Consider the following 26,818-nt stretch of genomic DNA (forward strand, 5'->3'; position numbering starts at 1 on the left):
GTCAAAACACTATCTTTTTTGTCGAAGTCAGATTATAAATAGTTAATAAGCAGCATTTCTAATGATTGTCAAAGCGCTTGTATTGTACAATAGTAACAGGGGGTCGCAGCTCTCTGCATGCAGACAACAGATACAGCGGAAGCAATAGTGGGGAGGGATTCAAGGCTGTACACAGCAGCCGATTGTGCCGCTTTTACATAAGCCGGCTGGTATCCGGTGATTTCAGTACACAGACAAAAAAGGGGTTACTATTTTGAAGAAAATCAGCATACTGCTCATTACCTTGGCTTTGATCTTTATCCTGCCTTTGATTGGAAGTCTGGCAAAATGGGGCGCGCCTCCGCCCGGATATGGGGTATTTCCTGTTCTATCCGCCGTGCCAGACCCGCCGTTTAATTTGACCTATTTTATCGGTGCGAGCTGCATTGCCGCCTTTATTCTGATCTTTTTGCTATTTCCACGGCTATTCGGTTTCCAAAAGCCAGTCAAACGTAAGGAGCCACGCGAAAAAGCAGGCTTTCCGATCTGGTTCTGGGCATCCCTACCTGTATTGATTGTCTGTTGGGCGATCATGTGGACGCGGGTTAGCATTTTCTGGGGCTTTGAAAAGTATACCTTTGTCCCGCTCTGGTGGGCATTTATTTGTATTCTCGATGGTATCGTGTACAAACGGAACAACGGCATTTCGCTTCTATCGACCAAGTTTCGTGTCGTACAGCTGTTGGCAGTGGTATCCTGTTATAGCTGGTTTGCGTTTGAATACTTGAATTACTTCGTTATGGAAAACTGGTATTACCCCAACAATGAAATCCTCACCAACTTCGGCAACATTTTCTGGTTCTCCCTTTCCTACTCCACGGTATTACCCGCGATTGTGGAATGGTATTTACTGCTCAAAACATTTCCGGCATTACGTGACCGCTACAGTAATGGTCCACGCCTGAAACTAAATAAACAATGGCTGATCTTCTTTTACATTGTCGGGCTGATTCTATCGCTGGCGATGGGCTACTTCCCGTTTCAGCTATTCTGGGTATTATGGGTCGCGCTCGTACCGATGCTGTCAGCAGCGATGGGCTTGATGAAGATGTGGACTCCGTTCACACCGATTCGCGAAGGCAACTGGTCGCCGATGCTATTGATTGCCATCGCTACCGTCGCCAACGGATTTTTCTGGGAGCTATGGAACTTTGGTAGTGAATGGTTCAATAAAGGCATTCCGCTGAATCCGAACTTCTGGAAGTATTCCGTACCGTATCTGGATAAATTTCATATTTTCTCGGAAATGCCGATTCTCGGCTACTTTGGTTATTTGTTCTTCGGTGTCAACTGCTGGATTCTCTGGTTGACCGCCGCTTATATTTTTAAATTTGATCCTAACTTTGAGCTTACTGGCAGACGGGATGAAGTGAGGGAACGCTAATGATATGGAAAGATCAAAAGTACAGCGTGATAGAAGAAATCGCTGATCATGGCAGCAAAGCAATCTATCGGTGCGTCGATCATCTTTCCGGACAGCAAGTGATCGCCAAGGTGCTCGGTGCGAAAGCCTCGACGTATGAAGCGATTATGCGTATCAAAAAAGAATACAAATTACTATCTGAACTCAGCCCGTTGATCTCCGGTGTCGTTCGTCCGATTCAATTGGAGGAACGTAGCGGGTATCTAATTCTGACGATGGAAGACATCTCTGGGCAATCACTCAAGAGCATTATGCAGCAGCAACGCCTTGATGTGCATACCGTATTGCGCCTTGCCGTGAAGCTGACGGATATTATCGGCGGCATCCATGAACGGCAAATTATCCACAAGGATATTAAACCCGCCAACCTGATCTGGAATCGGGACAACGACCAATTGCGACTGATCGACTTTGATCTATCGGTTCGCTGGGGAAATGAGAAGCCGGATTATACAGCTACGGGCATCATGGAAGGCAGTCTGGCATACATTTCACCTGAACAGACCGGTCGGATCAATCGCCATATTGATTATCGTTCCGACTTTTATTCGTTAGGCGTTATGTTGTATGAAATGGTAACTGGCACTCGCCCGTATCCGTCACATTCCGCAATGGATCAGATTTATGCGATTATCGCCAAAAAGCCACTGCCGCCGTATGAACAAACAGGTGGCAAAGTGCCAAAGGCTTTGTCTGACATCATTATGAAGCTGTTGGAAAAGTCACCGGAAGACCGTTATCGAAGCGCCTACGGCATCCGTGCCGATCTCAAGAAATGTCTGGCTTCGCCATCGCATAACGAGTTTCAAATCGGGCTGGATGATCGAGTGACGCTATTTCGTATTCCGCAGCGGTTATACGGTCGCGACGAGGAACTAGCACAAATGGAACGAGCGTTGGACAAAAGTATGCAGGAGCGTGTACAGCTGGTGCTTGTATCGGGAGAAGCAGGTGTTGGTAAAACTGCTTTTGTCAACGAATTACAGGCAGCCGCTTCACGCAAAAAAGGCTATTTTGTGCAGGGCAAATTTGAACAATACAACAAAAACATTCCGTACAGCGCGCTGATCGAGGCGTTTCGGGTGCTGTTTGGACAGTGGATCAATGGACCAGCAGACGAGCGCAGCGATCTACAGCATGCGTTGCAAAGTCATCTCGGTGCCAATGCTGGTCTGATGACTCGCTGGTTGCCGGAGTTGGAGCAATTGATCGGTGTGCATGAGGAGCCTGAACCCCTGCAGCCACTAGAGGAAAACAACCGGTTTTTCCTGTCCTTTTTGCGATTATTGGAAAGTGTAGCTGGACAGCAAAAGCCAGTGATTCTCTTTTTGGATGATATCCAGTGGGCAGACCTGTCGAGTGTACAGCTGATCACAAGATTGCTGGAAGCAAAGACACTTAAACGTATTTTGATCATCGCTTCCTATCGGCATAATGAGCTGCATGCGACCCATCCGTTGTCGGTTGGGTTACAGCGGATTCAGGATCAAGATTTTATCCATCAGTTGCATCTGGAACCGCTGACGGAGCCGTTCGTTCGGCAGTTGATTGGTGAAACGGTGGAGCTATCCCCGCAACGACTGCAATGGTTGTCACCGGTTATTCATCGTCAGACGGGCGGGAATCCATTTTTCATTCACGAGATATTGAAGGATTTGCACAAGCAAAAGGCGCTTTACTTTGATGTGCAACAGGGCGAATGGACTTACAATGCTGCGCGCATTAGTGCTATGACTGCCAACGAGAATCTGATCGACTATCTCATTCAGAAGATGAAAAGTCTGCCTGCCGAGATTCAACTAATTCTGAGCATCGGCGCACTGATCGGTCGCAGCTTTGACTGGCAGGTGCTGCAAATGATCGGTCATTCCGAAAAGGAACAGCTGATGCCAGCGCTGCTACGTGCGGTACAGGAAGATATTTTGCTGCCGCTACAATCTAGTTATCATCTGCTGCATGATGCGTCCCTGTCCGAGCAGGAGTTGGATGGTCTAGATATTCAGTTTGCTTTTCAGCATGATAAGCTTCAGCAGGCATTGTATCAATTGATCGATCCTCAGCTGCGCCAGCATCTGCATTTACAGCTGGGATGGCTACTGCTGAATCAATGGACAGAAGAGAAAATACAAGCGGATATTATGGATATCGCAGGTCATCTGAATCGTGGGCTGAAGTTGATCGTACGCGATACCGACCGTGAGAAAATCATCGACGTGAATATGCAGGCTGCGCGTCGTGCCAAAAAGGCATTTGGTTATGAAGCAGCGTTGCGCTTCCTCGATGCGGCGATGACATTATCCGCCGATGCACACTGGAATTCGCATTATGAGCGTACGTATGAGATGTATTTGCTGCATAGCGAATGCTCCTATCTCGTGCAGCAGCCGCAAGGAGCCGACCGTTCCTGTGCGGTACTGCTGCAAAAGGCACATACTGCGCTAGAGCAGGCAGCCATTTATGAAATGCAGTCCAATCACTATATGTATCTGGGGCTTATGAAAGAAGCGATTGCTGCTGGACGCGCTGGATTGTCCTGTCTGAACTTTGCCGTGCCGACTCGATTGAGCATGGCGAATGTTGCCAAAGAGCTGGTTACTGTTAAATTCCATCTACGTGGCAAATCGACGCAGGAATTGCTGGAAGGACCAGAAGTAGAGGATCAACGGATCAAGCTGATTATGCGTCTATTGGTTAGCTTTATTCCGCCAGCATTCATTTCTGGGGAGCAGATGCTGTTCGGCTGGGCAGTATTGAAAAAGACCGCGCTCTCGATCCGTTATGGCAATGCGCCGGAATCGGCAGGTGCCTATATCGGTTATGCCATGCTATTGTCCGGTATGGGCGATATGAAGGGTGCCGAAGCGTATGGACGATTAGCGGTTGATCTCAATCGCAAATTCGGCGATTTGCAATGGCGCAGTCTGGTGCATGTGCTGTATAGCTTATTTTGCTATAGCTGGAGTCATGATTGGGAGACGTTGGAGGAACAATACCGACGCACGATCGACTACAGTCTGCAATCCGGCGATATGCTGTATTTGGCGCACGCCTGCTATTATATGAATCTGTGGAATCCCAATATGGAGATTGAAACGTATTTGCTGGAAAGTGACTCCATGCTAGCTATGATCGAAAATACCAAATACCTACCCGCGCTAGCAACCGCTCGACTGGCACGTCAAAAATTCCGCCTGTTAGCGGGCGAGCTGGAATCGACTGATTCCTTGGATGATGAACAATTCAGCGAGCAGGCATATTTGGATCAGCTGGAAGCAGCGCAGTATTATTCTGGTATCGCCATCTACTACGTGAATCGACTGCAATTGGCATTTCTGTTTGAGCAAAAAGGCAATACACTGCAATTGCTGGAAAAGGCGGACAAAGTAAGCGGTACGCTGGCAGGCTCTGCATTTATGGAGGAGCTTACGTTTTATACAATGCTCAATCTGGCAGCTGATTATGAGGGCATGAATACGAACGACCAGCGTCGCGCCCGCATCCGTATGCGCCGCGAACTGAGCAAAATGAAAAAATGGGCGAATCATCATCCGCATAATTTTCTGGCACAGTACGAGATGATGCAGGCGGAATGGCTGCGCATCAACCGTCGCTACTCGCAAGCGGAGAAATGTTATCATACCGCGCTGCGGCAAAGTGAGCAGGGGCATTTTACCCGCTATAAAGCAATTGCAAGCGAACTGTCTGCACGTTTTTATTTGCAACGTCAATTACCGGAGCTTGGTGCGTATTATGTGAAGCAGGCTTCCTACTATTATTCCGTCTGGGGCGCACGTAGCAAAGTGCTAGACATACAGGCTACCTACGACGATCTGATGGGACATATTCAGTGGCTACCACTACACGGTGATCAGACGCTCAGTATCTCGACAGAAAATATTGATATTCACTTGCTGCTCAAGGCATCTCAGACGATCGCACGCGAGATTGAGCTGGATCAATTGCTGCAAAACATTATGCACATCGTACTCATCAATGCCGGTGCACAGCGCGGCTGTATGGTGATGAAGTCGGGACCAGAGCTATGGGCAGAAGGCGAATACAATGAGGTAACCGATCAGATTGATATTCAGGTGCATCATCATGAGCGCCAAGGCGGCAATGATTTCCCGTGGCTCACGCTTGACGAAGTAGCCATCGGACAGGAAACGCTCATTTATAGTGATGCGCGTTCGGTGAATCGTCTGTCCGATATACGCTATATGGCAAATCATCAGCCCAAGTCTGTACTGTGTATGCCACTTATCAATCAGGACAAAGTGATTGCGGTTATCTACTTGGAAAATAATCTGATGACGGGTGCCTTCACACGCGAGCGGATGAATATGATTAGTCTGCTATCGCGTGAAATGGTGTATGCGATTGAAAATGCCAGTCTGTACAGTGAACTGGAGAATCTCGTGACCCGTCGTACCGAGGAACTAGCGGTCAAAAATGATCAGTTGATCAAATACTTCAACATCGTCGACAAAAACGTGATCATCGTGCATACCGATCCATACGGCAATGTAACCAATGTCAGCGAGGAATTTTGTCTGCTGACTGGATACAAGCGAGAGGAACTAATCGGCAAACCGCATCAATTTTTCAAACCATTATCGTATCGCAACGATGGCATGGAGCCGTTTGTGATGAATCTCAGTAAGACATGGGAAGGTGAGCTGATCCAGTTTTGCAAGGATAAGAGCAAGCTGTGGCTCGACATTGTCATCGAACCAGAATTCGATCCATACCAACTCGTTAGCTATGCTTTTATCGGTCACAATATTACCGACAAAAAGCAAATCGAACGCATTTCCATTACCGATGAATTGACCGGTTTGTACAATCGTCGCTACTTTAACGAAATGATCGGCTACAAAATCGAATCTATGGCGATTCACCATTCCAGCATCGCCTTTGTGCTGCTCGATATTGATCATTACAAAAAGTACAATGACACCTATGGTCACTATGAAGGCGATAATGTATTGCGACGGATCGGAGCAACCTTGCTGGAGCAAACGGTATCCAACGGCAGAGCCTTCCGTCTGGGCGGCGAGGAATTTGCTATTCTGTATGCTGGGTTGCCGTTGGATGAGGCACATATTCAGGCAGAGCAGATTCGCCGCAGTATTGAGGATCTCCATATCCCTCATGCTCAAAATGCCGCCAGCCCATATGTAACCATGTCGATCGGTATTGGCTTTGTGGAGCGTGTGACGATGGAGTTGTCTGAGGAAATGCTGTACCGTCTGGCAGACGATGCTCTATATCAAGCGAAGGATAACGGACGCAACTGTGTCATGCTGAATACGCATGAATGGTTTGAAACGGCAACAGCTTCGTCGGGAAGCACATCCAGTAGTGCAAGCGCCACCGATCCCGAACAAGAGTGAACAGCACGAATAGAAGGATACAAACGAACATTTTTCGTAACAGCATAGACCATTGCGCATAACCTCTCTCTATAGATATAGAGCGGGTGAAGTGACAATGGTCTTTTGTTATTTTTACGAGCCTAGATTGAATTTTACACAAAGGGACTTGAAATCATCGCTCAAGTTGAGTATCATAAAGTTGGTTGTTAGCACTACACGCTGTTGAGTGCTAATACATAGGTACATCGTTACCTGTATGACGAATCATTCAAATTAAGGAGGCTATTTTTCATGATCAAACCTTTAGGTGAACGTGTATTGGTAGAAGCGAGCCAACAGGAGGAAACGACTGCATTCGGTATCGTGCTTCCGGATTCCGCTAAGGAAAAGCCACAAGAAGGCACAATCATTGCTGTAGGCAGTGGTCTGCTGAAAGACGGCGTACGCACTCCGCTGGAAGTAAAAGAAGGCGACCGCGTACTGTTCTCCAAATATGCCGGTACAGAAATCAAGTTTGAAGGTAAAGAATACCTGATTATGAAAGAAAGCGATATTCACGCAATTATCGGTTAATACCGGGAATCTGCATATAGATGGTTCAAGCAGAGGCTTGAATCCAGTTGGATGCTTACACAAACGCTCTATGTCTCATCATAAGATTGAAACCTATTTTTCCATCATACTGAGGAGGTACTGTTCAAATGGCTAAAGACATTAAATTCAGTGAAGACGCTCGTCGCTCCATGCTTCGTGGTGTGGATGCTCTGGCAGATGCAGTAAAAGTAACACTCGGTCCAAAAGGCCGTAACGTAGTACTGGAGAAAAAATTCGGCAGCCCGCTGATCACTAACGATGGTGTAACAATCGCTAAAGAAATCGAGCTGGATGATGCGTTTGAAAACATGGGTGCACAACTGGTTAAAGAAGTAGCAACCAAAACAAACGATGTTGCCGGTGACGGTACAACAACTGCAACGGTTCTGGCTCAAGCGATGATTCGCGAAGGTCTGAAAAACGTAACTGCTGGCGCTAATCCAATGGTTATCCGCAAAGGAATCGACAAAGCGGTTCGTGCAGCGGTTGAAGAACTGCAAAGCATCTCCCGTCATGTAGAAGACAAACAATCCATCGCACAAGTAGCGGCGATTTCCGCTGCGGACGAAGAAGTGGGTCAACTGATCGCTGAAGCTATGGAAAAAGTCGGCAACGACGGCGTTATCACAGTAGAAGAATCCCGTGGTTTTGCAACGGAACTGGAAGTTGTAGAAGGTATGCAATTTGACCGTGGTTACATCTCTCCATACATGATCACGGATACGGATAAAATGGAAGCTGTTCTGGACAACCCATACATCCTGATCACTGACAAAAAAATCAGCAACACGCAAGAAATTCTGCCGCTGCTGGAAAAAGTCGTACAACAAAGCAAACCACTCGTACTGATCGCTGAAGATATCGAAGGCGAAGCGCTGGCTATGCTCGTTGTGAACAAACTGCGTGGTACATTCAACGCGGTAGCAGTGAAAGCTCCTGGCTTTGGTGACCGTCGTAAAGCGATGCTGCAAGATATCGCTGCACTGACTGGTGGTCAAGTGATCACAGAAGAACTTGGTCTGGACCTGAAATCCGCGTCCATCGACCAACTGGGTACAGCACGTCAAGTGCGCGTAACCAAAGAAAACACAATCGTTGTAGACGGTGCTGGCGACAAAGCTGACATCGATGCACGTATTAGCCAAATCCGTTCGCAGCTGGAAGAAACAACTTCCGAGTTCGACAAAGAAAAACTGCAAGAGCGTCTGGCGAAACTGGCTGGCGGCGTAGCAGTAATCAAAGTCGGTGCTGCAACAGAAACCGAACTGAAAGAGCGCAAACTGCGCATCGAAGACGCCCTGAACGCAACTCGCGCTGCGGTTGAAGAAGGTATCGTATCCGGTGGTGGTACTGCTCTCGTGAACGTATACAATGCAGTATCTGCTGTGAATGTAGAAGGCGACGAGAAAACAGGCGTAAACATCGTCCTGCGTGCTCTGGAAGAGCCTATCCGCACGATCGCAGCAAACGCTGGTCAAGAAGGTTCCGTTATCGTGGAACGTCTGAAAAAAGAAGAAGTAGGCATTGGTTACAACGCTGCTTCCGGCGAGTGGGTAAACATGTTCGAAGCAGGTATCGTTGACCCTGCTAAAGTAACACGCTCCGCTCTGCAAAATGCAGCATCTGTAGCAGCAATGTTCCTGACTACGGAAGCTGTCATCGCTGACAAACCAGAACCAGCAGGCGCTGCGGCTCCTGACATGGGTGGTATGGGCGGAATGGGCGGCATGATGTAATCTAAGGATTCTTTGAATCCTTTGTGCATCATAATCTCCTTACGTAACTACAATAGAAAGGCTCTCCTGATTAATCAGGAGAGCCTTTTTTGTGCTTGTATTTAGTTCACATGGAACGATTGCAGCATATGTGCCATCTCAGCCTTGCCACCGTCATTGTACGCATCTTCAGACATCGAAACTGTTAGTGTGTACATTTTATCGTGAGCATAACCGAGGAATTGACCGAGAACAATTGTTAGACCGCTGTCGGGATGAGTGTATTGACCGAGCAGGATACCTGCTTGTCCCGCTTTGCCTTCACCGGAATCTTCTACATAATCAATCAATTTAAAGTTCGGCATACCCGCTGTATTTTGTTTGTAATAAGCGATTAGGTTTTTCGATACCGATTGAATGGTAGTCGACGGATCTGTCACATCTTCAATGGTTACATTCACATTGTCCCCGAATGCCACTTTGGGCTGCGAGTTAGCAAAAGCCACTTGCAGTGCAGGCATGTTCATGGAAGACATATCATATTTGCTCCAGTTGGATGGATAATCAAATGAGAAAAGATCATTTTGATATGTCGTATATCCTTCTGTTGCGCTCACATCAGAAGCTGTATCAGTAGAAGTAGAAGTTGTTTCTTCTGCGGCTGGAACGGTTTCAACCGTAGTTTCGGTTGTAGTTGTTGTTGTGCTAGATACTTCTGCGGGCTTGCTTGCTTCTTTTGTCTGGCTAGAGGTGTCGCTGGCGTTGGAGCCGCATGCGGATAAGGCGAGCGAGAGTGCGATGACTGGAACAACTTTTTTGAACATAGTATAACCCCTTTGTATGTATCCTTGTTTATGCAAGGACTGAATTGGTATGGAACAGATTCCAGATGAAGGAAACCTGCCAACTGTATAACTATCGGCTACTACACTCTAAAAGTGAACAGTACATATAAAAAAGCTGACACTCAGGGGAGGGTGTCAGCTTTTTTTGTGTCCGGCAGGCATTTGGCAGATGCTTGCCAGAATCTATAGCTTGGCCGATTTTGAAAGGGGGAACTTTCCAATCGTGTATGGGTATAGCTTCAATGTCGTACAGCATTACAGTTGGATATCGTTGTTCCGTTTGATGGGGGCAAACGGAACGATGAATATTATGGATGAGATGGGGTATTACCGTTCAATGATTATTTAAATGTAGTACAGTTCTTATTTTTGTGGAACAGTCAGTTGAGTTCCTGCAGGTAACAGGTTGTTGGCAGCAACCAGTTCATCTACAGTGATACCGTATTGAGCAGCGATGTCGGAAAGGCTGGCACCTTGTGGAACAACAACAGTAACGTTTTTGGATGCTTCAGTCGAAGTAGCTGATGTTGTTGCTGGTTGTTCAGCAGGTGTAGTTTCTTCCTGTGTACCAAACAGACGGTTGAATTCAGCAGTTTGTGCAGCTAAGAATGCAGCGTTATCTGCGCGTTGCTCTTCTTTGTCTTTACGTTTGTCAGCATTGGATTGATCGTTAGTTGCAGCGTAAGCGTGGCTGCCTCCGATTGGTGCGGCTACAGCGACGGCACCCAAACTTGCAGCTAAAGTGGCGGACAATAGGATTTTGTTGAATTTTGAACTCATGATAAATGGCTCCTCTTTGTTTATATTAGTAAGTATTCATCTTGTTAGTAACGTCTTGGTGTTCCCTTATGAATACATAATACCATAGAATAAAGATGTTTGCAATACTAAATAAAAGTAAAGTTAATAAAAAGTATAACTAAATATTTTGAGGGCAACGTATAGTGCAACCGGATGAATGATCAGCCAATCTGCCATGAATAAATGACTTATTTCAAAACACAACGCAGCTTTCCATCATAAAGCACATGAAAGGCTGCGTCTGTTGTTAAAAGGAAGTCTATACTGCAAGCATAAACCTCAAATATGTCGTAAGCCAATTCTTTTCAGCGTTATACCTTATCTGCATGAAATCAGCAGGATTGTAGCTACACTCTATTTTACTGTTTATCTTCGTTGCCTATGAACGACAGATTGTACTTGATATGTTCTGCATCCATCATCTGATTAGCTATTTTGATCAATCAAATATTCGAGACGATCAGCAATATGGTTTGGACCACGATTCAATTCGGCTGCGCTCAGATCCAGCCATGCTTGACGCTCATCCATATCGAATGCTTTGGCGAAAAATCCACCTAATCCACGTCCACGACGATCCACTTCCACTAGCACCTGCAAGCCGTCACCACGGAATGCCATCATCAATTCTAATTCGGTAATTTGACCACGGAAGTCTGCACCTGGATAAAATTCGATCTCCTGTATATACGGCACACCGAATGGCGCACGAGACGCATATTCAACGCTAGATGCCTTGAAACGGAATCCTAGCAGTTCAGTTGCTTCCAATACGGTATCCATATAGGGATGCGGTTTGACGACGATATAGTCTTGATCCGTCGGGTCCATACTCATCTCAATATCGAGACCGGTATGTAGCCATACTTTCTGATTGCCCAGTGTTAGCGGCGTTTGCGGTGGGAGGATGAAGGAGAAAGGAACTTCCGTTTTGTGTCCACTTTTTACAATCATACGTTCGGAAACTCTGTGTTTAGCGATGGTGTAATTGACATGATGTTTTTTATCATCTTCTTCGCGAATATATTGAGTCATCACTTCGATATAAATCGTACCGACTTCCTGATCTACATTGCCGCCTTGAATATATACCACACCACGGATTTCACCATTAGGATAATATTCGCGCTGTTCCACCACCGTATCAATTTTGGCTGCACCTACACCAACACGAGCAAGCATTTTGTTAAAGAATGACATATACAGTTCTCCTTTAAATATAAATAGTAAGTATGCAATTCTGCCTGTTTGAATATCGCAGGCTTATTATGTAGGGAATACGCAGCAAGTGACACAAACGTTTCTAAAAAATCAAAAATGATCGGTATAAATCATAAGTTGGTTTTCAGATATTCGCACATCTCATGAAAAATTGAAAATAAATCCAAATCTATTGAATAATGGTGTCAAAAACCGATATAGCTAGATAGATAAGCTATATTACGATATGGATATGAACCAATAATCAGGAGGAGTTTACACATGAATATTAGGATGAAGCTGTATGGCGTATTTACAGTCATGATTCTGATTGTCATTATTGTGGCTGGCATCAGCGGATATGCTACCCGCTACATGAATACCAGTTATGAGGATTTACTCAACGGCAGAGTAGAGAATATTATGGCTATTAAGGATTTAAAATATATGGCTGCGGATGAGACCAAGTATATGCGCGGTTATTTGTTAACTGGTCGACAGGATCAATTGGATTATTTGAATCAAGCTAAAAAAGATATGGCTACCGAACTTGTAACTTTGCGAACAGTACTGGCAGACAGTAATCCACAACTGCTGGAGGAATTTGCTAGCGTACAAACGGAATACGGCAAATTGACAGATCAGCTAGTTGTACTCAAACAAGCTGGGAATGAAGCAGAATATACGGAAGTCGTAGCGACGCAGTGTGTGCCAATGGCTCAACAGCTTGCCGAGAAAGCGCAGCAAATGGAGGATTATGAGCGTCAACAACTGAATCTCGCCAAAGCTGATAATGCTGCGGTCGTGAAGCATGTATTATGGACGATGGTTATTGCGGTCATCGTTGCGGTATTGCTAGGATTGGTTATTGCTGGACTGGTCGTTCGTATGTTTTCTCGTCCCATCCAAATGGTCGCTGATTCTGCACGGGAAATTGCCGACGGCAATCTGACGATCCCAGATATTCATTTACAATCACGCGATGAACTGCACCAGATGGCAGAATCATTTAACCTGATGAAAAACAAACTGCGTGATTTGATGAAAGTGATTGCTATTAGCTCCGAGCAGATGGCGTCCGCGTCTGAGCAGCTGTATGCAAATGCCGAGGAAGGGATTAGTGTTGCCGAAACGGCTGCCCGAATGGTGACTGAAATCTCCGACTCTGCGGCTGTGCAGAAAACGCAGGTGAATATGAACAATGAACGCTTGGAGGAAGGAGCGGAAAGCATTGGTCATATCGTTGAGGCTACCTCGCAAGTATCACGTTCGTCTGAGCGTGTATTGCATGAGGTGGATCAAGGGAATCACAACGTACAGCACACCATTTCACAGATGAGTGTAATTGATGGAACCGTACAGGAAACAGCGACCTCGTTATATAAATTGGCGGAACACTCGCAAGAGATTGCTACCATTGTACAGGTAATCCGCGATATTGCCAGTCAGACCAATCTGCTGTCGCTGAATGCGTCGATTGAAGCGGCGCGTGCAGGTGAGCATGGACAGGGCTTTGCTGTAGTTGCCAGCGAAGTGAAGAAGCTATCTGATTATTCCAGCCAGTCTGCTGGTCAGATCACGACCAAGATCGAAGATATGATTCAAAATATGGCGTATACCGTATCCAAAATGGAAGAGGGCGCACGTCAGGTACAGAGCGGTACAGAAGCAGTTCAGCAAATGGGTCAAATCTTCAATACGGTACAGGATACGATTCGATTGGTTACCTCACAGGTAGAAGAAGCCTTCCGTTCATCCGATGAACTCGCAAACGCATCCAAGCATATTATGGCAGCAGAGAACAATATCGCTGGTATGTCGGAAAGCATTACGTCTCGCTCTGTGAATGCTGCTAATGCTTCCAATCAACAGGTAGAAATGATGCGTGAAATCTCTGGCGCTGCCGATTCCCTCAGCCAGCTGTCGATGGAATTGCAACAGGAAGTACAGCGTTTCAAAATTTAACCTAAACGTATGTTCCCATACGATTCAAACCCGTTTATACTGATAGAGTACCGTGAAGAACCGTACAGCAGTCATCAAGCAGGAGGAATTGCATCGTATGTCATCTAAGAAAAAGTGGGCGCTACTAACCGCTATCCTTGTTGCTATTGTGATGTATCTGATTACGGGCAAGCTGGATTTGTCGCATGTGACCAATCAATTGCCAACATCGGGTACAACGACTACACGGCAGAGCAGTCAAGCCGATTATACACTACAGTTTCCGTCCGACCGTTATCCGAAGACTGGCGCACACATCCGCGATGCGATTGCCGCAGGTGAATCGGCAATCTGTACGATTGATCGCTCTGGTGCAGACGCTAATCGCAAGCAATCGCTGAAGGGTACACCTACTCGCAAAGGCTATGATCGTGACGAATGGCCGATGGCGATGTGTGAAGAGGGTGGAGCTGGTGCGGATATACGATATGTCACACCATCGGATAATCGAGGGGCAGGTTCATGGATTAGTAACCAATTAGACAATTATCCAGATGGCACCCGTGTATTATTTGAGGTAAAATAATTAAAGAATGGGTAAAAACTTAGTAGTGCATATTGTAAATGTTGAAGGAGGACGTAACGTGGAAGCGGCGATGACGGCTCTGTTGCCTTTATTTATGGAATTTAATGCACATACTCCTTATATCCTGCTGTATGCAGTGATGATTTTGGCGGCGAGTATTGCATTCGGTCTGTGGATCAGAAAGCTGAACAAACATCAGGACGATTCCGATAGCGGTCTATAAAAGATACGCAGTCGAAAGATCCGACAGTAGGGCATAGTCAAGTTGCAATACATTCATGTGTAGCTCGATTAGGTCGTGCTGATAAAGAGAAAAGGTGCATTTCCCACTGTATTCAGGGGAAATGCACCTTTTCTCTTTATAGATAATCGTTTGGCGTAGAGGTGGCAAGGAGGTGAGGGCAAAACAAAAAGCAGCTTATAAAAAGCTGCTTTTGTCTGAACGATATTGTCCTGTATCGTTCATGATCTCAATTGCCATTCGGTACTCATCAGCGTTCAGTAATCAGTTACAACTGATAGAGAGGATGCCGAGTCGCAATTATTGCTGTTGGTCAACCAGATCTTCGATAGAGTTTACATTCATATACGATGGAACGACCAGTCCGACTTTGACACCGGTCATGCTTGGTCCGAGATCGTCAAGTTTGGCTTTGTATTTTGCCCAATAGTCGGCGTGAGTCAGTGGCAACCATGCTGCCAACGTTGCATCTGCATCGCCATTGGCTACACCGGTAAACATAGGACCGGCTTCCACTTGCAAAGCAGTGACTTTATAGCCCAGTTTGTTTTCCAGAATGTATTTGGCAAGGTTGGTGCTAGCAATCTCAGAATCCCACGCTACATAGCTCAGTGTGAGCGAATTGCCGTTCACTTTGTTCAAGCCTTTTGTCCATTCGTTGACTTTGTCTGCATGTTTGTCTGCCCAGTCTTTGGCAGCTTCTGCTGGATCAGCGCCATCTTGAATGGCAACCATGATTTCACCCATTTCATCCGATGTCCAAGAGAAACGATCCAAGAATTGATAAGCGTTTGGCTCGTCCTGTTTGAGACCTTTACGGGCAAGGGTATGAATTTCTTCTGCATCACCGTATGATTTTTTTGGATCATCCAGATATTTCAGATCGTACTTGCTGAACATCCAGTGTGGTGTCCAACCTGTAATAATGACAGGCTGTTGATCGCGAATTGCTTTTGCAAGTGTAGCAGTCATCGCGGCACTGGAACCTTCCACCAGTGTCCAGTCGCTCAAACCATAGTCTTCAATGGCTTTGTGTGTAGCTTTCATAATACCGGCACCTGCATCAATACCGATAATCTGATGGTTTACTTGCTCGCCTACAGGGGCAGAGGTATCGGCAGCAGCGCCGCTATTTGGAAAGCTCGGAAACGGCTGACGGTTCGGATTACATGCGGAAATGATCATGATCAGCATGATACAGCCAACCAGAATCCAACTTCTATGTTTTCTCATAAGTTCATGTCGCTCCTTATCTGAAAATAGTCTAAACCTTATATTTTATAGTGGTAACATAGGTAGGCAAAAGGGAAAGCGGCTGAATTAAGCCGCTTTTCTGCGTTTACCATTAAAGAAGCTTTGGGACAGACGATCGAGTACAATCGCCAGTACAACGACAGCCAAACCGGCTTCAAACCCTTCACCGATTTTAAGCTGACCAACTGCACGATAGACAACCGCACCGATACCTTGTGCACCGATCATGGATGCGATAACGACCATGGACAGTGACAGCATGATGGTTTGGTTGATACCTGCCATAACGGATGGCAAAGCGAGTGGCAGCTGTACTTTAAACAGTTTTTGTCCACCAGTGGAGCCAAACGCATCGGCTGCTTCCACCAGTTCTTCGGATACTTGAGTAATACCAAGGTGAGTCAGACGAATCGTTGGTGGCAGAGCAAAGATTACCGATGCCACAACGCCCGGTACGACACCAAGGCTGAAGAATGTAACGGCTGGCAGCAAGTATACAAATGCAGGCATCGTCTGCATAAAGTCCAATACCGGAGTAATGATACGTGCAGCAATTTTACTTGATGCACACCAGATACCAAGTGGTACACCGATGATAATCGAGATCAGAGCCGATGTAACGACCAGACCGAGTGTATTCATCGTTTCTGTCCAATAACCGAGGTTATAGATCAGCAGGAAGCCCAGCGCGGAAAAGATCGCCATCGTCCATCGTCCTGCGATGTAACCAAGCAGTGCCACAATAATAACGAATAGAAACGGATGCGGCAGCATGAACAACCAAGTGAAAATATCCACCACGTACGTAATAATATTGGAAATGCCGCGGAACAGCGAAGCCCAGTGAATGCTGAGCCATTCCACAATCACATCAATCCAGTTTGCAATAGGAATCTTAGGCATTTAAAGCAACCTCCTCGTTCTGAACTTCTCCAGCCAATGCGCCCAGCAGTGCGCCGCGTACGATGACACCTGTCAGGCGTTCTCTTTCATCCACGACGGCAACTGGCAGTTTAGCTGTACTTACCATTTCAAACAGATCATTCAGCATGCGCTCAGGCTCTACATACGGAACATCTTTAATGAGAATATCTTCAAGCTTCTGCTGTTGACGAACAGCAGTAGCTGCATCTTCGGCTGTAATAATACCAAGCATTTTTTTGGAGCGGTCGATGACGAACAGATTGGAAATCCCGCGTTCGCGCATCAGTTCCAGTGCAACACGAGGTCCGCGATCCAGTGTGATCGTTTCCGGTCTGCGCATCACATGTGCCGCAGTCAATACTTTGGACAGATCGACATCTTCTACGAAGCGTTCTACATAGGAGTTTGCCGGTTGGATCATAATTTCTTCCGGTGTACCGATTTGTACGACAGCGCCGTCTTTCATCAGAGCGATGCGGTCACCGATACGCAGTGCTTCATCCAGATCATGTGTAATGAAGATGATCGTTTTTTTCATTTTTTCTTGCAGTTCTAGCAGCTCATCCTGCATATCGCGACGGATCAGTGGGTCAAGTGCGCTGAAGGCTTCGTCCATCAGCAGCACTTCAGGATCATTTGCAAGTGCACGTGCCAGACCGACACGTTGCTGCATACCACCACTCAGCTCATCCGGCATTTTCTCGCCCCAACCTTTGAGTCCAACAAGTTCCAGCGAAGTCAGAGCTTTTTCGCGGCGCTGTGCTTTTGGTACTTTTTGAATTTCTAGACCGTATTCGACGTTGTCCAGTACCGTACGGTGTGGGAACAGTGCGAATTTTTGGAACACCATACTGATCGTTTTCCGACGTACGGTACGCAGTTGTTCTTTGTTCATTTTGCGCAAGTCTTTACCATGTACCAGAATCTCGCCGGATGTTGGCTCGATCAGACGGTTGAACATACGCACCAGTGTGGATTTACCACTACCGGACAGACCCATGATAACGAAGATTTCGCCTTCGTTGATCTCCATGTTGACACGGTTAACGCCGACGGTGGTCTGCTTTTCTTTCGCCATTTTTTCTTTAGTCCAGCCTTGATCCAACAGTTTTGCACCCTGTTCTGCATGTGGGCCAAACAGTTTGCTGACATTTTTAATTTCCAGAATAGACATTACATCGTCACCCCTTATATATAGTAGGAAAAGAATAGTCATGCACATTGCACGAGTTAGCCGAAGTTTATATATCACCTGCGAAGCGTCAAAACGTCCGGCTAGAGATTGACAAGTAGATTTTGCTTGTTCGCTCGCTTATTCAACAGTAATCTACTTAACCATTTTGACGTAAATGAAAACAAGAATATTTTTCATAGCAGTGATATGATTTTCACGATTTGCAACACAACGGAATTAATTGTAGCAAATCTGATTTTGCAAATCAACCGTAAAATCCGTATAATAAGTTTGTACAGAAAAAACTGTACGATATTTACAAGGTTAATGCTGTAGTATGCTAGAGAATGCTCCCAAATACTCTACTTTACTTTTTGAGAGAATTTTTTTAAAATGATGGATGTTCATTTATTTCAGATCGTTTCGTATAAACTGTATATATAGAATGGGGTGTGCAAGCATGAGCTTGGACCAATTAAATGAAAATCAGCTGGAAACTATACAAAAGTTGCGAAAGCGAGTGATCGAGGTCATCGGTCGCAATATGGATCTGTACGGGATTTCGCATTCGACAGGTCATCTATATGGCTTGCTTTTCTTCGCCGATCGTCCTATGACACTGGATGAAATGGGACGCGAGATGGCGATGAGCAAAACGAGCATGAGTACCGGTGTACGGAATTTGCTGGATCTGCATATGGTCAACAAAGTATGGGAAAAAGGCTCGCGTAAAGACTTATATGAAGTGGAATATGATTGGTATCAGACGTTTACCGACTTCTTCGTAATCAAATGGCGGAAGGCGGTCGAGAGTAATTTGCTGATTCTACGCAAATCTGTACGTGAGATCGACCGATTGATTACGGAATTGGACGAAGTGACCGTACGCGATGTACTACTAGAGGATAAGAAGAAAATGCAAGAATCGATCAAATACTACCTCTGGCTGGATCGTTTGATCGATGTGATGGAGGAAGGAACGATCTTTGATCTTGTTCCGCGCGAAGAGTAGAACTGCAAATGTAAGCAGGCATGACGCGCAAGACAGCATCATTCAAAGGGATCTATATATCTAGCATTTAGCAGCTGCATTTATAAACATGCAGAATGCTGAATGCTTTTTTGTTATGTCTTGATTGTGTCATTAGAACGAAAAAGCTTGATAAAAAGGGTGTTTAGGCGGATTTTTTTGGGCGGATTAATAAAATATTACTTGCAGATTATAAGTAACGCAAAAAATATCTATTCATGGATAAAATATCTAGCCAGTGGTCAATTCAGATGATAATATAGTTCTACGTAACAAAATCTTCCTAATATGAAGTGAATTTTGAAGAAGGAGGTCAATAAAGCTAACATAACATTCTTTTGAAGTCGTACAGGGGTATGCTGTACAGCGAATATCATATTACAATCGAAGAAATGAGGGACGTAATTTGACGAAATTCCATGTTTTACGCAGGTTGTCCACTGTATCTATGGCGGCATTGCTCGCTGCCGGAACGATCTGGACACCGGGAGCCGCATACGCCACTGATCTAGGAACTGCCGAATCGCCATACATACTGGAGCAGAAGACATTGCCAGACCATCTTATTGGTCTGAATAGCAGCAGTGAAGAGCATGTAATCTCTCCAAATATCAATACCGGCAGCAAAGCCAACACTCGCGTTATCGTACAGCTGACAACACAGCCAGCTGCTGTAGGTGAATATGCTTCACAGCTTGGCTTGCAGTCGCTTGCTGCTGAATCGACGGAAAGCACGGTCAACAAACAGCAAACCGATCTGATCAGTCGTGCGCTTGCCAAAGGCATCAATCTGCATGTCAATTATCGCTATAATACGGTACTGAACGGAATTGAGATTACGATTCCTGCCAATCAGATTCCACAGCTGGCTGAATTGGATGGAGTCAAATCCATTTATGAAAACAGCACCTACTACACGATTCCTGTACAAGACCCTCCATCGCTGACGGCAACTCAAGCTACATATGATGCCTCTCCATTGTCCCTTATCGGTGCGCAGACCGCGTGGGCAAAAGGATTGACTGGTAAAGGTGTGAAAGTCGGTGTCATTGATACTGGCGTCGATTATTATCACCCGGATCTGAAGGATGCCTACAAAGGCGGCTATGATTCCGTAGACAAGGACAAAGATCCATATGAAGATCGTCCGCTGTCTGTTGAAGAAGATCCATATGGCACTGGCTTCACCGGCACATCGCACGGTACACATGTATCGGGTACCATTGTCGGTCGCGCTGCCAATAAAACAAGTGATATCGTACAAAAAGGCGTAGCGTACGGAGCCGATCTGTATGCTTACCGTGTATTGTCTCGTAACCCGGAAACAAACCGCGCTTCCGGTTCTTCGGCACAGGTAATCGATGGGATCGAGCATGCAGTCAAAGACGGCATGGACGTGATCAACCTGTCGCTTGGTTCCGATTCGGAGAAAAATGTGAATTCCCCGGATTCCGTAGCGATCAACAATGCTGTACTGAGTGGTGTAACGGCAGTTGTAGCGAATGGTAATGCGGCTGCGGCTGGATATTACTACTATTCGATGGGTTCACCAGCAAGTGCACAGCTTGCGATCTCGGTTGGCGCATCGTCCACACCGTATTCCCTGTACACAGCAACAGTAACGGCTTCTGTCTATGGTGATAAACCAGCAGCTGCTTCCGCAGGCTCCAATGTGAACTATTTGGATGGCAACGGTCCAACCGTCAGCCAGAATGTATATGATGATGAGCAAAGCTATGGTCTGAACGTTATGGGCTGGCATGTTGCTCAAGAGGACTTTGCTTCTATTCTCGGCACAAAAGCACTGGATGGTGTCTTTGTTGGTCTGGGTGCAGATGCCGACTATGAAGGCAAGGATGTAAAAGGCAAAGTGGTACTCGTATCGCGCGGTAATCTGCCATTCGTGGACAAAATGACGAATGCACATAAATATGGCGCGAAAGCGATCATCATTTTCAACGGTAACGCTAAAGCAAGCAATGCCAACGAAGCTGATCTGTCGGAAAGTATCTCCGGTCGTGACGGTCATATTGGTTCCACTGCCTTTATCGGTGAAGGATTCGATTATGTACCAACCTTCGATCTGGCAGGTAAAGAAGGACGTGCACTGGCACGCAAAGCGCTGAATAACGATGGTGAAGTATCCTTTACCTTTGGCAGCAGTTATCCGAAAACCGAAGTGCCGGGCGACTATATGGCAGACTTCAGTTCCCGTGGTCCGAACCAAGATGGACTGCTCGGTATTAAACCGGATGTATCTGCACCGGGTGTAGGTATCCGTTCGTCGATTCCGGCTTATGGGAAATACATCAAAGACGCATCCTATAGCGAAGCGTATGAGCGTGAAAATGGTACAAGTATGGCTTCTCCGCACGTAGCCGGTATGGCAGTGCTGTTGAAGCAGGAGCATCCAAACTGGTCGCCATTTGATATCCGTGCAGCACTCGCTAATACCGCGGATAATCTGTCCGATCCAGATGGTACACCGTATGATGTGTATTCCCAAGGTGCAGGCCGTGCCAATGTCGGCTCTGCTGTGTATACACCAGCTGTTCTGCAAACGGTAGAAGATATTACGATTTTGGATAAAAACTGGAACAAAACCAAAGTGACCAACTATAACCCTTCCGCAGCTTTTGGCGTCATTACAGCGGGCGGCAACGCAGTAGATAAAACATTGCAACTGAAAAATACGTCCGGTTCGTCCGTTACGTACAAAGCAAGCGTGAAGCTGCACGCCGATGTAACATCCGATCCGTATGCACCAACAGCTACACCGGATGTAAGTAACATCACAGCTACGCTGAAAGGCGTGAATGCAGATGGTTCCGTAACAGCTGCTGCTGGTCAAGCATCGCAATTCGCATTGTCGGTACAAGCGTCCGCTGCTGCGGCAGAAGGTCCATACGAAGGCGAAGTGGTACTGACAGCAAGTGGATATCCAACCCTGCATCTGCCATTCGTGGCTCATGTCGGCAAAGATGATCCAGACAGCGGACTGGGTCTGCAAGAAGTAACTGTCAGCGAACCGAAAATTACGCTGAATGGCAAACAGGACTCGACAGATGTAGGTTTCCGCCTGTTGACCAGTGACACCAATGTACTGGAACTGTACGCTTACAACTTGGAAGATGAATATGTAGGTACACTGGCACAAGCGACACAGACACCAACAGAACAAGGATACCCTGTGTTTGCACCAGGACATTATCAATTCAGCAATGTTGATAACGTCTATATCGGTCAAGACGCAGCAGGCAAGCCAGTTTATAAAGTTCTAGGCAAAGGCGTATACAAGCTGGAACTGGTTGCTTACAATATGGATGCCAATGGTACTGTGAATCAAAGCTCGATCAAACGCGCGTATGCTTCTTACCGCATTGATGCTACCGAGAAAGATCGTGTGAATACTGCAGCTAGAGCGTTCAACTACATTCTGGATGGCAACAACGTATTGGGTCAGCCAGTACTGAATCTGCCGCAGGATAACCGTTTGACCTATACTGTTGTATCGAGCAGCGATGTGAAATACGTAGACAATAAAGGTACACTGATCAAATATCCGTATACCGACTATCGTATCGCTCGTCTGCAAATTCAAATCACCTCCGCGTCCGATCCGACTGTGAAAAAGACAGTAAATGCACTGGTGAAAATCAACAAACAAAAATAATCAAACAATCGCAATAAGCAAATGATCAAAGTATAAGATTGAATGACAAAGACCCTTCAGGATACCAGGCACTGCTGGATAGCAGATTGCCTGTCCCTGAAGGGTCTTTTCTTTGTCCTTGCTTTACTTATAAAAGCGAACTGAAATCGTACGCAATCAAAGATGATATGCACTCCATCAAAGGGCTAGCGTATGAGTGAAACTACGACTTCACGCCGAGCTGGCTATACAATAGTCGTTGCTGGTTTACCGCTTCGGCATATTTATCATGCTCTGGCTGCTGTAAAATGAAGGTTAGATCGTCATGAAAATCCTGCACCATATAGCCCTCTGGCAAATCTTCAAACAGACTGTGGAAATCAACGTCCGGTAACGGTTGTGTTCCTTGGGCAGCCTGTTGCAGCCAATTCACCCAGTCGGATAGCGATAATACACCGGTCATAAACAAATCTTCCTGCAGGCTGACGGCATCCTGCAAACGCTCATACTCTTCCGGTGACTGATGCAATGCAAATGCTTCGATAACGACTGCATACAGTGCATCTGCCGCTTGTGCGATTTCGCCTTGCAGTGGTTGCTCCAGCTGTTCGTGGAAATCTTCCAGCTTCAGTTGACCGCCTTCATCGTATAGCAGCGGTACGACTGAGCATTGATGCACAATATCGATCAGTGTATCTTCCTGCAATGTATGTTCTTTGTATAATTGTTCTAGTTGATGTGGTGACATGAATACCCTCCATACTATCGGCAAGTCGGTTAGTGCTTGCCGGGCGCGTGATTAATAAGTGTTGCTAATGAAACGATTATACACCACACGGCTTGTGGATGCTCGCCATTATGGAGAATATGGGTCAGAGTCGCTTTTTGTTCAGCGATTCTGACCCATAGTATAGTTACATCCATTGTGCACCATATGGCGAAGGGCAGCGGCTATCGACCAGTCGAGTGCGAATATGCACCAGACATCCGCAATGTTTACAGGTGGTACCGAATTGCAGTGAAGGGCAGTTCATGCAGGTAGCAAAGCGTTGCTGCTGTAGCGCAGCATTCGCCAGTTCATGCTCTTGCTTGCCACGCATGGCGATAGATACCAACTGATCGATCTTTTCCTGAGACAGCTGTGGGCTGCGGTTACAGCCTTTACAGCCTGCATCGTTAGACGATGAGGAAGCACGCCGGATTGGATCATGGTGGGAGGGAGCAGGATATGGATTCATTACTCGACACATCTCCTCTAAATGACAGATTCCGTGAAAAGAAGAAATCGAATCATACGGATCAAGACTGGGAAAGAGTAATCGCTGCTACCGAAGCTGCGGGCAGTTCAAAGCTCAATACGCCGTCTGCAGATAGCGCAACTTCCAATGGTTGTGGGGCAACGCGATCTGGCTGGTCAAAGGTATTGTGAGCATCAAGTGCATCGCCAGCAATGATTTGTGCAGTGGCTGTGTACGACCCGTCACCATCCAGCTTACATTGGAACGATTCGGATTCGTTATGGCTCAGATTGCAGACGGTGATATGAATATGACCTTGTGCATCACGGGAAGCGGCAGCGCTGATTTTAGGAATGGATTGGGCGCCATATTCGTATGCTGGGCTATCCAATTGCAGATCCAATCGTTCGCTGTCCTGATGCACTTGATACAGATCGAATACATGGTACGTCGGCGTGAGCAGCATACGGTCGCCTTCGGTCAGCACCATCGATTGCAGTACATTGACCATTTGAGCAATATTCGCCATTTTGACACGATCAGCGTATTTGTAGAACAGATTGAGATTAACGCCAGCAACTAGAGCGTCGCGAATTGTATTTTGCTGATACAGGAATCCCGGATTGGTGCCGGGTTCCACATCCGTCCAGATTCCCCATTCGTCGATGATCAGACCGACTCGTTTATCAGGATCATATTTATCCATAATTTTGGAGTGTTTAATGATCAATTCTTCCATGAACAGTGTATTTTTCAGGGTGCGGAACCATTCGGTTTCACTGAATCCTACGGCTTCTCCTTTGACTGGGAAAAATTCACCGCTTGGTATTGTATAATGGTGGAGGCTCAGACCATCCATTAGGTGAGCGGCTTCGCGCATCAGCACTTCTGTCCATTTGTAATCGTCGACGTTAGGACCACAGGCGATTTTATACACTTGATTGTCGCCGTAGTTGCGTACATAGGTGGAGTAATGGCGGTATAGATCGGCGTAATATTCAGGACGCATATTGCCACCACAGCCCCAGTTCTCGTTCCCAACGCCAAAGTAGGTGATCTTCCATGGCTCGTCACGCCCATTGCGACGGCGCCAGTCTGCCATTGGTGATGTACCGTCTTGGGTCATATATTCGACCCATTGCTGCATTTCGTGTACAGTACCGCTGCCTACATTGCCGCTAATGTACGGCTCGGTATCCAGCAATTCACACAGACGCAGGAATTCATGCGTACCGAAATGGTTATTTTCCTCCACGCCGCCCCAGTGGCTGTTGACCATGCGTGCGCGTTCTTCCAGTGGGCCAACGCCATCTTTCCAGTGATATTCATCGGCAAAGCAACCACCCGGCCAGCGAAGCACCGGAATATGTAATTTTTTAAGCGCTTCCAAAACATCATTGCGAATACCGTCTGTATTAGGAATAGGGGACTCTGTACCAACCCACAATCCTTCATAAATACAGCGTCCCAGATGCTCGGCAAATTGACCATGAATATAACGACTAATAATGCCCTTTGTTTCATTTGTGTTCACATTCATATTAACCATTGGAATAATCCTCCTTTAGTGGATAGAGCGTTGATTACACAGCGATGGAAAGGAACAGAATAGCAATTACATATAAGATTAGAGAATTTTTACGAGAAACGTTTGTATTTTTATTAACATAAGGATATAGTGATAAGATAAATATAAATGTTACACATTTGCCAACGGAGGAGCTTGCGTATGAATCTGGACATTTCGGAAAAATCATTGCCTGTGTATGAAGCCCTTGCCAGCAATGTACGTCACAAAATCATTCAACTGCTTGCCGAACGACCGATGAATATCCGCGAATTGGCGGAAGCGGTGGGATTAACCAGCGCCATCGTATCCATGCACGTAAAAAAGCTGGAAAAAGCGGCAATCATTTCAACGAATATGCAGCCCGGTAAAGGCGGCGTGCAAAAAGTGTGTATGCTTCAGGTGGAGGAAGCGAATATCATTTTCCCCAACAAAGTGGAGCATCTGCGCCAGTACCACGAAAGCGAAATCTCGATTGGACATTATACCGATCTTCAAGTGGAGCCTACTTGCGGGCTGGCTTCAACTGACAACTTTATCGGTCAGGTGGATGATACTCGTTATTTCTTTGATGCAGAGCGCTTTCAAGCGAAAATTCTGTGGTTTAGCGAAGGCTTTATCGAGTACAAAATCCCGAATTTCCTGCTATCGACCGAGAATCCGCTGGAGCTACTCATTTCATTGGAAATCTCTTCGGAAGCACCGCTTACCGATAATCGTTTTCCGTCGGATATCACCTTCTATCTGAATGAAGTTAAGCTAGGCACATGGACCAGTCCCGGCGATTATGGCGACAAACGAGGCAAGTACAATCCGCCTTGGTGGCCGGATATTGTGAACCAATATGGTCTGCTCAAGCATCTGCAAGTCACGCGCGAAGGCACCTATATGGACGGCATCAAAATCTCCGAGGTTGATCTGGATCAAGTAAATGTACGTGATCGTCAGTGGAGCCTGCGTATTGCGGTGGAGACGACGTCCGAACATGTCGGTGGATTGACGCTGTTTGGACGCGGCTTTGGTAACTACAATCAGGATATTGTCTTCCGACTGTATTACGACAAAATCGTCCGTCCATCCTTGCAGCAAGCGGAAGAGCAACCTCAGCCATAACCATCATAGCATAATCACAAGCAAGATAAATACCGCCATAATCGGCATGTTTCGCGAGATGGCGGTATATAGTTATAGCTCTAAAGTATCCATACCAGCT

At 46.2% G+C, this 26,818-nt stretch carries 17 protein-coding genes and 1 pseudogene; 10 read left to right on the forward strand and 8 right to left on the reverse strand.

Translation table 11 applies throughout. From position 1 onward, the window contains the following. The first annotated feature begins 253 nt into the window (after nucleotides 1-253). From ABXR35_RS01625 to groL, 4 genes are all read left to right on the forward strand, one after another. Complete coding sequence (locus ABXR35_RS01625; protein WP_367054529.1) at nucleotides 254-1,423, forward strand: Asp23/Gls24 family envelope stress response protein; 1,170 nt, start codon at nucleotides 254-256, stop codon at nucleotides 1,421-1,423. Then, complete coding sequence (locus ABXR35_RS01630; protein WP_367054531.1) at nucleotides 1,423-6,858, forward strand: diguanylate cyclase; 5,436 nt, start codon at nucleotides 1,423-1,425, stop codon at nucleotides 6,856-6,858. Before ABXR35_RS01625 ends, ABXR35_RS01630 begins: the two co-directional genes overlap by 1 nt. A gap of 273 nt (nucleotides 6,859-7,131) precedes the next feature. Continuing rightward, nucleotides 7,132-7,413 carry a co-chaperone GroES gene (groES, locus tag ABXR35_RS01635; RefSeq protein ID WP_367054534.1) on the forward strand — a complete coding sequence of 94 codons (282 nt, stop codon included), beginning with the start codon at nucleotides 7,132-7,134 and terminating at the stop codon, nucleotides 7,411-7,413. 128 nt (nucleotides 7,414-7,541) lie between these two features. After that, nucleotides 7,542-9,170, forward strand: a complete 1,629-nt coding sequence (gene groL, locus ABXR35_RS01640; RefSeq protein ID WP_367054537.1) for a chaperonin GroEL — start codon at nucleotides 7,542-7,544, stop codon at nucleotides 9,168-9,170. Between the two features lie 101 nt (nucleotides 9,171-9,271). Here groL and ABXR35_RS01645 read toward each other — a convergent pair whose 3' ends face one another. The 3 genes from ABXR35_RS01645 to ABXR35_RS01655 form a co-directional block, all read right to left on the reverse strand. After that, nucleotides 9,272-9,973: a PsbP-related protein gene (locus tag ABXR35_RS01645; protein WP_367054540.1), complete on the reverse strand. Its 702-nt coding sequence runs from the start codon at nucleotides 9,971-9,973 to the stop codon at nucleotides 9,272-9,274. Between the two features lie 384 nt (nucleotides 9,974-10,357). Further along, the gene (locus ABXR35_RS01650) at nucleotides 10,358-10,774 is read right to left on the reverse strand and encodes a LysM peptidoglycan-binding domain-containing protein (protein ID WP_367054542.1); all 417 of its coding nucleotides are present in this window, start codon (nucleotides 10,772-10,774) and stop codon (nucleotides 10,358-10,360) included. 447 nt (nucleotides 10,775-11,221) lie between these two features. Then, nucleotides 11,222-11,995, reverse strand: coding sequence for a sporulation protein (locus ABXR35_RS01655; RefSeq protein ID WP_367054546.1), 774 nt, complete (start codon nucleotides 11,993-11,995; stop codon nucleotides 11,222-11,224). A 282-nt stretch (nucleotides 11,996-12,277) separates the two neighbouring features. Between ABXR35_RS01655 and ABXR35_RS01660 the strand changes: the two genes are divergently transcribed. The 3 genes from ABXR35_RS01660 (at nucleotide 12,278) to ABXR35_RS01670 (ending at nucleotide 14,748) form a co-directional block, all read left to right on the forward strand. Beyond that, on the forward strand, nucleotides 12,278-13,960 hold the full coding sequence (locus ABXR35_RS01660) for a methyl-accepting chemotaxis protein (RefSeq protein WP_367054548.1): 1,683 nt from the start codon (nucleotides 12,278-12,280) through the stop codon (nucleotides 13,958-13,960). Nucleotides 13,961-14,057: 97 nt separating this feature from the next. Beyond that, nucleotides 14,058-14,525, forward strand: a complete 468-nt coding sequence (locus tag ABXR35_RS01665; RefSeq protein WP_367054551.1) for a NucA/NucB deoxyribonuclease domain-containing protein — start codon at nucleotides 14,058-14,060, stop codon at nucleotides 14,523-14,525. Nucleotides 14,526-14,583: 58 nt separating this feature from the next. Beyond that, nucleotides 14,584-14,748, forward strand: coding sequence for a hypothetical protein (locus ABXR35_RS01670; RefSeq protein WP_367054553.1), 165 nt, complete (start codon nucleotides 14,584-14,586; stop codon nucleotides 14,746-14,748). Between the two features lie 318 nt (nucleotides 14,749-15,066). Here ABXR35_RS01670 and ABXR35_RS24045 read toward each other — a convergent pair. Then, a pseudogene (locus ABXR35_RS24045) lies at nucleotides 15,067-16,923 on the reverse strand (glycine betaine ABC transporter substrate-binding protein). Continuing rightward, on the reverse strand, nucleotides 16,916-18,118 hold the full coding sequence (locus ABXR35_RS01685) for a quaternary amine ABC transporter ATP-binding protein (RefSeq protein ID WP_367054560.1): 1,203 nt from the start codon (nucleotides 18,116-18,118) through the stop codon (nucleotides 16,916-16,918). The pseudogene ABXR35_RS24045 and the gene ABXR35_RS01685 overlap by 8 nt, the downstream one beginning before the upstream one ends. A 460-nt stretch (nucleotides 18,119-18,578) precedes the next feature. Between ABXR35_RS01685 and ABXR35_RS01690 the strand changes: the two genes are divergently transcribed. Together ABXR35_RS01690 and ABXR35_RS01695 are read left to right on the forward strand one after the other, a co-directional pair. After that, nucleotides 18,579-19,130, forward strand: a complete 552-nt coding sequence (locus ABXR35_RS01690) for a GbsR/MarR family transcriptional regulator (protein WP_367054563.1) — start codon at nucleotides 18,579-18,581, stop codon at nucleotides 19,128-19,130. A 424-nt stretch (nucleotides 19,131-19,554) separates the two neighbouring features. After that, nucleotides 19,555-22,821 (forward strand): S8 family serine peptidase, encoded by a 3,267-nt coding sequence (locus tag ABXR35_RS01695; protein ID WP_367054566.1) that lies wholly within the window; start codon nucleotides 19,555-19,557, stop codon nucleotides 22,819-22,821. 202 nt (nucleotides 22,822-23,023) lie between these two features. On the opposite strand, the gene ABXR35_RS01700 is transcribed toward ABXR35_RS01695, so the two are convergent. The 3 genes from ABXR35_RS01700 to ABXR35_RS01710 all read right to left on the reverse strand — a co-directional run bounded on the left by ABXR35_RS01700 (nucleotide 23,024) and on the right by ABXR35_RS01710 (nucleotide 25,587). After that, nucleotides 23,024-23,548 carry a hypothetical protein gene (locus ABXR35_RS01700; protein ID WP_367054568.1) on the reverse strand — a complete coding sequence of 175 codons (525 nt, stop codon included), beginning with the start codon at nucleotides 23,546-23,548 and terminating at the stop codon, nucleotides 23,024-23,026. Between the two features lie 166 nt (nucleotides 23,549-23,714). Then, nucleotides 23,715-24,038: a hypothetical protein gene (locus ABXR35_RS01705; RefSeq protein WP_367054570.1), complete on the reverse strand. Its 324-nt coding sequence runs from the start codon at nucleotides 24,036-24,038 to the stop codon at nucleotides 23,715-23,717. Between the two features lie 61 nt (nucleotides 24,039-24,099). Further along, nucleotides 24,100-25,587, reverse strand: a complete 1,488-nt coding sequence (locus ABXR35_RS01710) for an alpha-N-arabinofuranosidase (protein ID WP_367054573.1) — start codon at nucleotides 25,585-25,587, stop codon at nucleotides 24,100-24,102. Nucleotides 25,588-25,767: 180 nt separating this feature from the next. On the opposite strand from ABXR35_RS01710, the gene ABXR35_RS01715 reads away from it, so the two are divergent. Further along, nucleotides 25,768-26,718 (forward strand): ArsR/SmtB family transcription factor, encoded by a 951-nt coding sequence (locus ABXR35_RS01715; RefSeq protein ID WP_367054575.1) that lies wholly within the window; start codon nucleotides 25,768-25,770, stop codon nucleotides 26,716-26,718. Nucleotides 26,719-26,818 lie beyond the last annotated feature (100 nt).

Origin of the sequence: Paenibacillus sp. JQZ6Y-1, from assembly GCF_040719145.1 — a bacterium.
Lineage (GTDB): Bacteria > Bacillota > Bacilli > Paenibacillales > Paenibacillaceae > Saccharibacillus > Saccharibacillus kandeliae.